This is a genomic window from Haladaptatus sp. W1 (genome assembly GCF_001723155.1).
GTDB lineage: Archaea > Halobacteriota > Halobacteria > Halobacteriales > Haladaptataceae > Haladaptatus > Haladaptatus paucihalophilus.
Window position 1 is genome coordinate 1 of record NZ_MEIH01000270.1, and the last position, 12,028, is coordinate 12,028.

Consider the following 12,028-nt stretch of genomic DNA (forward strand, 5'->3'; position numbering starts at 1 on the left):
CCTCGATTCGTCCCGAGAGCATGAACGCGGTGGACGCCGAAACGCGCGACCGGTGGGTGGTCCAGACCGCGGAACAGACCCTTTCGCGCATCGAAACGGTCGCGGGTGCGCTCGACTCCGGCCAGTACGGCGAGGAGCTTCGACGGGCGCTCGAAGCCGCCGACGTGGACACGGGACTGGCGGCCGGTATGCCGCTGGCGCTCGACCACTACCGAACGAACACGCCGTACCTCGCGGAACTGCAGGACGTCGCGCTCGACGCCACGCGAGTCGTCGCGGGCGAACGTGACGAAGTTGGGACGCTCGACGCGTCACCGGACGAACCCGGCGACGCGACGCTCGACGTGGACGTCTCGCTCGACACCGCGGCGGTCGAAACGGGGACGAGCGAAATGGAACCCCCGGCCACCGACCCCGAAACGTCGGCCGAGTTCGACGCGGAAGTCGGTTCGGACTCGGGAGCCGAAGCGGAGACGGAATCGGCGGCGTTCGAATCGAGCGGCACGGAACCGACCGACGCCGACCTGACCGACGCCGAACCGACGGAACCGGAATCGGAAGGATCCGAATCGACGTTCGAGTCGGAATCCGAACCGACGGACGAACCGGCCGCGGAAACGACGGTTCCCGACACCGACGCCGAACCGGAGATGCCTCCGGCAGAGGCCCGCGAACCCGCGGAGACGGCCGAACCGGTCGAATCGGAACCCGTCGGCGAAACCGATGTGGAGGAGTTCGACGCGAACCCGTCGGACGAGACCACCGTGAGCGACTCCGACGAGTCCGCGGACGACCTCGGCGATTTCGACGCCGGACCGTCGGACGAGGAGGACGGTCCCGGCGACTTCGACCAACCGATGGGCGAGGACGTCAGCGGCGAGATGTACGAGTTCGACGAGGGCGAGCGCGAGCAGATAGAAGAGGAGTTCGGTACCGAGTTCACCACCGGCGCGGAGGTCGGCGAACCCGGCGAGGCCGACATCGAGACGCCGGAACCGGCCCAGGAGATGGCGACGGAATCGGAGGCGGAACCCGAATCCGACACCGCCGCCGAACCGGCCGAAGCGACCGGCCCGGACGCCGACGCGGCGGAACCGGAGCAGACGGAAGCCACCGAACCGGAACCGACGCCGAGCGAGGATAGCGGGACAAAATCGGCGGCGGAACCGGAACCCGAATCCGCGGGCGGGGACGACGGCGACAAGCCGGTTCCCGAGAACCTCGAAAACACGGTGATGGAAGTCATGCGAGGGATGAACGACGGCGACGGCGTGGAGCGCGAGCGCCTCCTCGCCAGCGTGGTCGATTCCTACGACGTGACGCCCGCAGACGTCGATGACGCACTCCAAGACGCGCTGATGGCCGGACGGTGTTACGAATCCGGCGAGGAGACCCTGAAGCCCATCTGATGGCGCTGGTCGAACCGGTCCCCGGCGAACCCGCCGCGACCGCGACGCTCGGCGACGAGCGGGCGCTCGTCGTGGCGGACTATCACGCCGGAATCGAGGACGGCCTCCGATACGAGCAGGGCATCAACCTCGACAGCCGCGCGGGAGAGCGCCGGAAACGGATGGTATCGCTGGTCGAACGCACCGACCCGGACCGGGTGGTCGTCCTCGGCGACCTCATGCACTCCATCGCCGGACCGGGCGGTGCCGAGCGCGGCGAAATCGAGGTACTCCTCGAATCCATCGACCGCCCGGTGACGCTCGTGAAAGGGAACCACGACGGCGACATCGAATCGTGGATCGACTGCTCGGTGACGCCGGGCGACGGAATCCGCCTCGGCGACGTGGGATTCGTGCACGGGCACACGTGGCCGAGCCAGGACGTGCTTTCCGCGGACGTGGTGTGCGTCGGTCACGAACACCCGTGCGTGCGGTTGGAGGATTCCGTCGGCGGCAGTCGAATCGAGCGCGTCTGGTTGCGCGGCGGGCTGAATCCGAGCGCGTTCGAGGAGCAGTACGGTGAAGAAGAAGCGGCGGAGGTGGCGAGCGGCGGCGAGCTGATAGTCTTCCCCGCGTTCAACGACCTGACGGGCGGGACGTGGGTCAACGTCGCGGAGCAGGGATTCCTCGCGCCGTTCCTGCCCGGCGGGCTTTCCGACGGGGAGGCGTACCTGCTGGACGGCGCGCGGTTGGGTCGGTACGACGCGATTTGAACGGCCGTGCGTGTTTTCATCCCGTACGGTGTTGGACGGTCCATGGACGTGAGCTTCGACTTCGACGGTGCGGTGGTCCTCGTCACGGGCGCGAGCGGCGCACTCGGAAGTGCGGTCTGTGCCGCGTTCGACGACGCGGGCGCGACCGTCTGTGCGACGGATGTAGTCGAACCGGACGAGGAAGACGCGCTACTCGACGGCGAACGCGTCAACTTCTATCGGGCGGACTTCACTGACGAGTCCGCCGTCGAATCGGTCGTGTCCGACGTCGTTGCCGACCACGGCGGCATCGACGCGCTCGCCAACATCGCCGGGACGTGGAAAGGCGGGTCGCATATCGAAGAGACGAACGTGGGAACGTTCGACCTGCTGTTCGACGTGAACCTGAAGACGATGTTTCTAGCGTCGAAACACGCGCTCCCGCACTTACAGGAGCGCGACGGTGCAATCGTGAGCGTCAGCGCGCGCTCCTCGCTCGAAGGTGGCGAGGGCGACGGCCCATATCGTGCGTCGAAAGCGGGAGTTCGTCTCCTCACGGAGACGATAGCGGAGGAGAACTCCGGGGTCGTCCGGGCGAACGCCGTGATGCCGAGCGTCATCGACACGCCCGCGAACCGTGAGATGATGCCGGACGCGGACCACGAAAAATGGGTCGCTCCCGAGGATATCGCGGAAATGATTTGTTTCCTCTGTAGCGACGCCGCGAGCGTGACGAGCGGGGCGGCGGTTCCGGTGTACGGCGAGGCCTAGTTGCGACCGGAACGCCACAGTCGATTTTCAGTATCGAGACGTCAAATAGTCACAAAGTGACGCGATATCAACCAACGCGATATTCTCGTGCTCGATTCTCACCCACCGTGCGTGAAATTTTCATTGAAGTAAAGGTAAATCATATTTCGTAATTAACGTGGTTAATAGACACCGAGTAGTTTATACCTCTCAGTTAAGAATGGCACGCATACGCATGTCACAACGAGAAACGTGGACATCACGAATGGGGTTCATCCTCGCTGCGGTCGGTAGCGCAGTCGGGCTTGGCAACATTTGGCGATTTCCATACATGTCGGCGCAAAACGGGGGTGCCGCCTTCTTGGTGGTCTACCTCGTCGCAGCGGTACTCATCGGACTCCCCGCCATCCTCGCGGAGTTCGTCGTCGGACGCGAAACCAAGAAGAACATCGTGGACGCGTTCAGAAACCTCGGCGGTCCAGTGGCCGGAATCATCGGCCTGCTCGGACTGTTCACCGGGTTCTGGATTCTGTCGTACTACAGCGTCGTCGGCGGTTGGGTCATCCAGTACGTCATCGGGAGCTTGAACGGCGCGTACTTCGGCGACCCCGGAACGTACTTCGGACAGATTTCGACCGGTACCGGGACGGTACTGTTCCACTTCGTGTTCATGCTACTCGTCGTCGGTATCGTCGCGCTCGGCGTTGAGAAAGGCATCGAGATGGGGACCAAAATCATGGTTCCGTCCATCGCCATCCTAATGGTCGGACTCGCCCTGTGGGCGTTCACCCTCGACGGGGCCGCCGCCGGGTACGATTACTTCCTCTCCCCCGACTTCGGCGTCATCGTGGAGAACTACCAGTCTATCATCCCCGCCGCGGTCGGACAGGCGTTGTTCTCGCTCTCGCTCGGAATGGGGGCGATGGTCACCTACGCCTCCTACTTGGACGGCGACGACAACCTGCTCTCGGACGGTCTCAGCATCGTCGCGCTGAACTCCTTCATCGGCGTGCTGGCCGGATTCGTCGTCTTCCCGCTGCTGTTCGCACAGAGTATCGACCCCGGTGAGGCCGGTGCGGGTGCCGTCTTCGTCACCCTCGCTCAGGCGTTCGCGAAGCTTCCCGCGGGCGGAATCATCGGCTTCGTGTTCTTCGTCATCCTGCTCATCGCGGCGCTCTCGTCCGCCATCAGCCTCCTCGAAGTGGTCGTGTCGTACTTCGTGGACAACTACTCGCTCAGCCGTCCGGTCATCACCGTCGGCGTCGGTGCCATCGTGTTCGCGCTCGGCATCCCCTCGGCGCTGAGCCTCGACACCTTCACGTTCTTCGACAATATCGCGTCGAACCTCCTCCTACCCCTCGGCGTCGTCCTCACCGTCATCTTCGTCGGCTGGGTGTACAGTTCCGGTGCGGTCCGGGAATTCCGCCGCGGACTCGGAAACACCAGCGGCAACCTCGGCACCATCTGGCTCACGCACCTCCGCGTGGTCGTGCTCGTCGCCGTCGTCGGAACGCTCGCGTTGAGCCTGATGTCGTTCTTGTGAGCGACATCGACCGACGAACCGAGAGACAGGCTAGTTTCTTATTTTTGGTAACTATTTAACTGCCCAACCACAGTTCTGAAGAATCGTAACCCAATCCCGGATTTTGCCGTTCTTCTCATCTCGAAAATACCCCACGAATAGCGCATCCACCATGATAAAAGCAGTTTGATGGTTCCTAACCTCGAAAGCCTCATAACCGCTGGGCAAGCGAGTGCATAGCAATGGTACGTGAATCGTGGGCAAGCCGAGTCGGCTTCATCCTCGCGGCGGTGGGGAGCGCGGTCGGCCTCGGCAACGTCTGGCGCTTTCCGTGGATGACGGCCAAGTACGGCGGAAGCGCGTTCCTCGTCGTCTATCTGTGTATCGTATTGCTCGTCGGCGTCCCCGGACTCCTCGCGGAGTTCGTCATCGGCCGCCGGTCGAAACGTAATCCGGCGGGCGCACTCGCTCGACTCGCGCCCGGCACCAAATCGTGGGGCTTTGTCGGTCTGTTCGGCGTCGTCACCGCGCTCGTCTTGCTGTCGTTCTACAGCGTCGTCGGCGGGTGGATCGTTCGATACTTCCTCGCCAGTTTCACCGGGTCGTACTTCGCCGCGCCGGGGGAGTACTTCGGAACTATCAGCTTCGGTTGGGAAGCTGCCGCGTTCCAAGTTGCGTTCCTCGCGCTGACTGCACTGGTCGTCCTCGGCGGGGTTCGCGGCGGCATCGAGAAGGCGACGAAGGTGATGATGCCCCTCATCATCCTCCTGCTCGCGGTGCTGGCGGGGTGGGCCATCACCCAACCCGACGCCGGTTCGGGACTCTCGTTCTTCCTCGATTTCAACCCGGAGCCGATTCGAAACGACCCCATCGGACTGTTGCAGGCGGCGGCCGGACAGGCCCTGTTCACGCTCTCGCTCGGCGTCGGGACGATGATAACCTACGCCTCCTACCTCGGCGAGGACAACAGCCTCCCGTTCGACGGGAGCGTCATCGCCGTGTTGAACACGGCCGTCGGCGTCCTCGCCGGACTCGTCGTCTTCCCGCTCCTGTTCGCGTTTCAGGGCGGTCTCACCGACGCCTCCGCGGGCGGCGGCCCCGGCGCGCTGTTCGTCTCCGTCGCGGGCGCGTTCACTCAAGTCCCCTACGGCGAGGTCGTCGCCGTCGGGTTCTTCGCCGCCATCCTCTTCGCCGCCCTGTCGAGTTCCATCAGCATGCTCGAAATCCCCGTCGCGTACCTCGTGGACGAACACGGCGTCTCGCGGCGGACGGCGACGCTCAGCCTCGCGGGGGTCATCCTCGTCACCGGCACGGTCTGTGCGCTCACCCCAGACCTGTTCACCTTCGTCGCGGACACCCTTGTCAACCTGATGCTGACCGCCGGACTCGCGGGATTCCTCGTCTTCGCCGGATGGGTCCTCGGGTCGGACGCGCTCGCCGAATTCGACACCGGCGCGGGAGGACTCGCCAGTTCCCTCGGCGTCCCGTGGCTCTGGAGCGTCAGGACCGTCCTCCCGCTGTTTCTGCTCGTCACCCTCGCGGTGAATCTCTACTCGCTGTTGTAGGCTGTCGAACTGTCCTCATCGTAGTACGGAAACCTTTTGCGCTCGCTCGTACTGCAAACGCGCAATGACAACGCGTCCGGGTGTTCAGCGATGACGATGGACGAGCGCATCGACGAACTACGCGAAAAGCGCCACGAGGCGGAGAAAGGCGGCGGAGAGGAGCGAATCGAGAAACAACACGAGCGAGGGAAGATGACGGCGCGCGAGCGCATCGACTACTTCCTCGACGACGGCACCTTCAACGAGTTCGACCAACTTCGAACCCACCGGAGCCACAACTTCGGCATGGAGGAGAAACAGGTGCCCGGCGACGGCGTGGTGACGGGCTACGGCGAGGTCAACGGCCGCAAGGTGTTCGTCTTCGCCCACGACTTCACCGTCTTCGGTGGGTCGCTCGGCGAGGTGTTCGCCCAAAAGGTGACGAAGGTGATGGACCGCGCGATGGAAGTCGGCGCGCCCATCATCGGCCTGAACGATTCGGCGGGTGCACGGATTCAGGAGGGCGTCGAGTCGCTCGCAGGCTACGCCGACATCTTCCACCGCAACCAGCAAGCGTCCGGCGTCATCCCCCAGATTTCGGCCATCATGGGGCCGTGCGCCGGCGGTGCGGTCTACTCGCCCGCCATCACCGACTTCATCTTCATGGTGAAGGACACGAGCCACATGTTCATCACCGGCCCCGACGTCATCGAGACGGTCACGGGCGAAGAAGTCACGTTCGAGGAGCTCGGCGGCGCGACGACCCACACCGGAAAGAGTGGCGTCGCCCACTTCGCCGAAAACAGCGAGGAGGAGGCGCTGGACGACATCCGCCGCCTGCTCTCGTACCTCCCGCAGAACAACGTCGAGGACCCGCCGCGCTTCGAACCGTGGGACGACCCCGAGCGCCGCGACGAGGAACTGAAATCCGTCGTCCCAGACGAACCGCGCAAACCGTACGACATCCAGCGCGTCATCGAGGGCGTCGTGGACGAGGATTCGTTCTTCGAAGTGCAGGAGGGCTACGCGAAGAACATCGTCGTCGGCTTCGGCCGCCTCGACGGCCGCTCGGTCGGCATCGTGGCGAACCAACCCCGCGTCAACGCCGGGACCCTCGACATCGAGTCCTCGGAGAAAGGCTCGCGGTTCGTGCGCTTCTGCGATTCGTTCAACATCCCCATCGTGACGTTCGTGGACGTCCCCGGCTTCATGCCCGGCACGGACCAGGAACACGGCGGCATCATCCGCCACGGCGCGAAACTGCTCTACGCCTACTCCGAAGCGACGGTGCCGCTCATGACCGTCATCACCCGCAAAGCGTACGGCGGTGCCTACGACGTGATGGCAAGCAAGCACATCGGCGCGGACGTGAACTACGCGTGGCCCACCTCCGAAATCGCCGTGATGGGACCGCAGGGCGCGGTCAACGTCCTGTACAGTTCGGAGCTCGCCGAGGCCGACGATCCCGATGCGCGCCGCGACGAACTCATCGACGAGTACCGCGAGCAGTTCGCCAACCCGTACACCGCCGCCGACCGCGGCTTCGTTGACGACGTTATCGAACCGCAGGACACCCGTCCGCGACTCATCGACGACCTCGAAATGCTCTCGACCAAGCGCAAGTCGCAACCGGAAAAGAAACATGGCAACATCCCGCTCTGAGGACGTGAACCTCTCGATTCCGCCGGACGCCACTGAGGAGGAAGCCGCCGCCATCATCGCGGCAATCAACGTCCACCTCCGCGAGCAGGAGGCGGCCGCCGCCGCAGAGGGCGAGGAACGACCGGACTGGGAGGGCGACCGCTGGCGCTTCGCAGGACGGATGGCCGGGTTGCAGAACCGCGACGTTCGCGTCCCGACGAACGCCCCGACGAACGAGTGGAGCGCGGCGGGGCGGACGACGCGGTACTGAGTTCAATTTCGGTTATGATTTCAGGTGACAGTGAACGTGGTCCACTTGTACGCGAAGAGTGAACTAGTCGGGGTCCATTTGTCTTACTTCTCCATATTGCACCCACAGGAAGTCAATCGCCACAACCAGGCGAATTCGAGAATTCGACCTCGTTGCCGTCGTACGTTCTATTTCGGTTAGCGAATTAATCGCGCATCTCGAACCGGGCCGAAATCCCAGAATCAGACTGCTTTGCATCCAATCGTTCTCGGAGCAATCGGACCGACCACCGATTTCAACGAGCGTTGCACACTACATAAGGCACCAGGAACGATTCATGGATTGATGGGGGATATCCGGGCGTGTCCACTCCCGCGTAATTGAACGGAGGTGGCCAAGCACACCGCCGGACGAGCAAAATCCTCCTAATACTATACTCGACACACCGCCAGCATGTGCTCCGAGAAATCGACCACGGCACGGTCCTCTCGGAGCATCCGGACGACCTCGCGCACGCTCTCGACGGCTTCGTCGCTGGCGTCGGCCAGTTCGGGTTTCATGCGGTTGGCGACGCCCTCCAAACCGACCAGTTGCTCGACGTCGAAACCGGCGTCCTCCAGTTCCGCTTCGAACTCGTCGGCGCGGAAGAAGTGACACTCCGCCCAGCCTTCGCCGTTGGCGTGTTCGGCGACGCGTTCGGCGGTGTACTTGCCGTCCTCGGCGATGGGGGCGAGCAGGCCGTGGCTGGATTCGAGGCTGAACTTCATGATGTCCCGGAGGGGTGCGAAGCGACTGATGACGGAGACGAAGACGGGCGCGTCGGGTGCGGCGACCCGGCGGAGTTCGCGCATGGCGGTGGCGCGCTCGTCGTCGTCCACGACGTGGCTTAAGGGACCACCGAGACAGCACACCGCGTCGAACGCCTCGTCTTCGAATCGCAAATCGCGCACGTCGCCTTGCTCCGCCGAAATCACGTCTTCGAGTCCACGCTCGGCGGCGTTCTCGCAGGCGAGTTCGACCTGCGTTTCGCTCACGTCCACGAGTGCCACGTCGTAGTTACACTCGGCGAGCCAGAGCGCGTAGCGGCCCGACGCGCCGCCGACGTCGAGGACGCGGCCCGAGTCGGGGAGGTACCGGTCGAGGTAATCGACCGTGTTTGCGAACTCCATGCGGGTAACGGGGTCGCGTTCCAGTCGCTCCCACTCGCGTTCGCCGTACTCGTCGTAGTACCGCGCGGGGTCCATGTCGCTCATCGTCGGCCCTCGCTGAATCGTCGAATCGTTTCGCTGGCGATACGTCGTTCCGTCCGTTCGTCGATGTTCATCTGTTGTGTGGGGTGGGTTCGTTCGATGGTGAAAACATGACTCGCCCGGTTTCACCCCGACGCCGCGTCAGCGGCCGAATCGTGACTCCACCCGGCGAAAAGCAGGCGCTGGCCCGTGATTCGGGTGTCCAGCGTGGGGTGGAGTCGGTCGTCGCACGACCCAGATGTCAGCTGGCGGGGAGAAAAAGGTTCCGCTCTCGACAGGTGAGCGCGTCACACGAGGACGGGGCGGACGTGAGCTTCCGTCAACCCGTGAGAAAACCACCCGTTGACGCCGTAATGGCCGACCCTGAACCGACAGAATGAGGTGGTCCTCCCGAATAGTTTCCCGCAGGAATGTTCGACAAGGTTCTCGTCGCAAATCGCGGGGAAATCGCGGTCCGCGTGATGCGCGCCTGTGAGGAACTCGGAATCGACACCGTTGCTATCTACAGCGACGCCGACCGAAACTCCGGACACGTGCGCTACGCCGACGAAGCATACAACGTCGGCCCGGCGCGGGCAGCCGAATCGTACCTCGACCAAGAGGCCATCATCGACGCCGCGAAAAAGGCCAGTGCCGACGCGATACACCCCGGTTACGGGTTCCTCGCGGAGAACGCCGACTTCGCCGCGCTGGTCGAAGCCACCGACGGCGTGACGTGGATCGGCCCGGCCAGCGAATCGATGGAGCAACTCGGCGAGAAGACGAAAGCCCGGAAGACGATGCGGGAGGCTGGCGTGCCCATCGTTCCCGGCACGACCGACCCCGTGGAGGACCCGTCGGAGGTCACGGACTTCGGCGACGAACACGGCTACCCCATCGCCATCAAGGCGGAGGGCGGCGGTGGCGGCCGCGGGATGAAAGTCGTCCGCGGCCCCGAAGAAGCGGAAGACCAACTCGAATCCGCCCAGCGCGAGGGTGAGGCGTACTTCGACAACGCCAACGTCTATCTCGAACGCTACCTCGAAAACCCGCGTCACATCGAGGTGCAGATCATCGCGGACCACCACGGCAACGTCCGTCACCTCGGCGAGCGCGACTGTTCGCTCCAGCGCCGCCACCAGAAGGTCATCGAGGAAGGCCCGTCGCCCGCGCTCTCGGACGAACTCCGCGAGAAGATAGCGGAGTCCGCCCGTGACGGTGCGGACGCCGCCGGGTACTACAACGCCGGTACCTTCGAGTTCCTCGTGGAAGAGGACGAGGCGCGCGGCGATGGCGAACTCCTCGGCGTGGACACGAACTTCTACTTCCTCGAAGTAAACACCCGGATTCAGGTCGAACACTGCGTCACGGAGTGGTTGACCGACGTCGATATCGTGAAGTGGCAGATTCGCGTCGCCGCCGACGAACCGCTCGACTTCGAACAGGACGACGTGGACCTCGAAGGGCACGCGATGGAGTTCCGCATCAACGCGGAGAACGCCGCGAACGACTTCGCTCCGGCGACCGGTGGGAAGTTGACGACCTACGACCCGCCGGGCGGAATCGGCGTCCGCTTGGACGACGCGCTCCGACAGGACGACGACCTCGTGACCGACTACGACTCGATGATCGCGAAACTCATCGTCCACGGTGCCGACCGCGAGGAGTGTATCGTACGCTCCCAGCGCGCACTCGCGGAGTACGACATCGAGGGAATCCCGACCATCATCCCGTTCCACCGTCTGATGCTCGAAGACGACGAGTTCGTTGCGGGGACCCACACCACGAAGTACCTCGACCACCACCTCGACCAAGACCGAATCGAGGAGGCACAGGAGAAGTGGGGTTCGGCCGAATCCGCGGGCGAGGACGAGGAAGTCGTCGAGCGCGAGTTCACGGTCGAAGTCAACGGCAAGCGCTTCGAGGTCAACCTCGAAGACCGCGGCGGCGTCGCAGCCGTCCCGTCGAGTTCCAACGGCGGCGGCCAGAAGCCGAAACCGGCAGGCGGCAGCAGCGACGGCGGTAGTCAGGCCGTCGTGGACGCCGAAGGGGAAACCGTGTCCGCCGAGATGCAGGGCACCATCCTCGACGTGAAGGTCGAAGAGGGCGACGAGATTCAGTCGGGCGACGTGGTCTGCGTCCTCGAAGCCATGAAGATGGAAAACGATGTCGTCGCCTCGCGCGGCGGTACCGTCACGCAGATTGCCGTCAGCGAAGGCGATAGCGTCGATATGGGCGACGTGCTCGTCGTCGTAGACTGACCGGCCACTGACGACGACAGTCGAAACGCGATTTTCGGATTTTTGGGTCGTTCGAGTCGAGCCTCGGCTACCGACTCGCGGCAAGGGTATCGTCCAACGTGCCCGCACAACATACATTACGGTGTCCTGTCTCGTCACGAACGATGGCGTTTCCAAATCTTCCCGGAAAGCAGGCGGCCGACCCGCTGGTCACACCCGCCCAACACTCCGAGTACCGACACGCGAAAAGCGAAACGGGACGGACGAGACTGCCGGAGGCGGTCGTCCTCTGTTACAGTCGCGGATTGATGGACTACCTCACCGAAACCCACGACGGCCAGCACGTGGGAACTACTACGGCGACCTCTATTCCTTTGCGGACGCCGACTACGCCGTCGGCGTTCTCGGCAACTTCGGGATAGGAGCGCCCACCACAGCGATGTTGATGGACGAACTCGTCGCGGACGGCGTGGAGACGTTCCTCTCCATCGGGTTCGCCGGGTGCCTGGACGACACCATCGAGATGGGTGATTTCATCGTCTGTGACAAGGCCATCCGCGACGAAGGGACGTCCCATCACTACACCGAGTCCGAGAAGTTCGCCCACCCGAGCGAATCGCTCACCGACGAGACCATCGGACTGCTCCGCGAGCGCGACGAGCGGTTCCGCGTCGGGCCGTCGTGGACCATCGACGCGATGTACCGGGAGACG

10 protein-coding genes and 1 pseudogene are annotated in these 12,028 nt (G+C 63.9%); 10 read left to right on the forward strand and 1 reads right to left on the reverse strand.

Annotation, left to right across the window (positions count from 1 at the left end):
- From BG842_RS12305 to BG842_RS12335, 7 genes are all read left to right on the forward strand, one after another.
- Positions 1-1,409 (forward strand): hypothetical protein (locus BG842_RS12305; RefSeq protein WP_069450955.1); only part of this gene is annotated, 1,409 nt, incomplete at its 5' end.
- Positions 1,409-2,161, forward strand: coding sequence for a metallophosphoesterase (locus tag BG842_RS12310; RefSeq protein ID WP_069450956.1), 753 nt, complete (start codon positions 1,409-1,411; stop codon positions 2,159-2,161). The genes BG842_RS12305 and BG842_RS12310, both read left to right, overlap by 1 nt.
- A 42-nt stretch (positions 2,162-2,203) precedes the next feature.
- Positions 2,204-2,911: an SDR family oxidoreductase gene (locus BG842_RS12315; RefSeq protein ID WP_069450957.1), complete on the forward strand. Its 708-nt coding sequence runs from the start codon at positions 2,204-2,206 to the stop codon at positions 2,909-2,911.
- Between the two features lie 214 nt (positions 2,912-3,125).
- On the forward strand, positions 3,126-4,433 hold the full coding sequence (locus tag BG842_RS12320; RefSeq protein WP_069450962.1) for a sodium-dependent transporter: 1,308 nt from the start codon (positions 3,126-3,128) through the stop codon (positions 4,431-4,433).
- A 221-nt stretch (positions 4,434-4,654) separates the two neighbouring features.
- Positions 4,655-5,977, forward strand: a complete 1,323-nt coding sequence (locus tag BG842_RS12325) for a sodium-dependent transporter (protein WP_069450958.1) — start codon at positions 4,655-4,657, stop codon at positions 5,975-5,977.
- Positions 5,978-6,073: 96 nt separating this feature from the next.
- Entirely contained in the window at positions 6,074-7,618 is a 1,545-nt protein-coding gene (locus BG842_RS12330; RefSeq protein ID WP_069450963.1) for an acyl-CoA carboxylase subunit beta, read from the forward strand.
- Positions 7,599-7,868, forward strand: a complete 270-nt coding sequence (locus tag BG842_RS12335; protein WP_069450959.1) for an acc operon protein — start codon at positions 7,599-7,601, stop codon at positions 7,866-7,868. Before BG842_RS12330 ends, BG842_RS12335 begins: the two co-directional genes overlap by 20 nt.
- Before the next feature lie 410 nt (positions 7,869-8,278).
- Here BG842_RS12335 and BG842_RS12340 read toward each other — a convergent pair whose 3' ends face one another.
- A complete protein-coding gene (locus tag BG842_RS12340; protein ID WP_069450960.1) occupies positions 8,279-9,100 on the reverse strand; it encodes a bifunctional 2-polyprenyl-6-hydroxyphenol methylase/3-demethylubiquinol 3-O-methyltransferase UbiG in 822 nt (273 codons plus the stop codon).
- 407 nt (positions 9,101-9,507) lie between these two features.
- Here BG842_RS12340 and BG842_RS12345 point away from each other — a divergent pair, with 407 nt between their 5' ends.
- The 3 genes and pseudogenes from BG842_RS12345 to BG842_RS31590 all read left to right on the forward strand — a co-directional run.
- Positions 9,508-11,337, forward strand: a complete 1,830-nt coding sequence (locus tag BG842_RS12345; protein WP_069450961.1) for an acetyl-CoA carboxylase biotin carboxylase subunit — start codon at positions 9,508-9,510, stop codon at positions 11,335-11,337.
- Positions 11,338-11,480: 143 nt separating this feature from the next.
- Positions 11,481-11,738 (forward strand): hypothetical protein, encoded by a 258-nt coding sequence (locus BG842_RS31585; protein ID WP_254663124.1) that lies wholly within the window; start codon positions 11,481-11,483, stop codon positions 11,736-11,738.
- A gap of 23 nt (positions 11,739-11,761) precedes the next feature.
- Positions 11,762-12,028, forward strand: a pseudogene (locus tag BG842_RS31590) (purine phosphorylase); the annotation flags it as partial.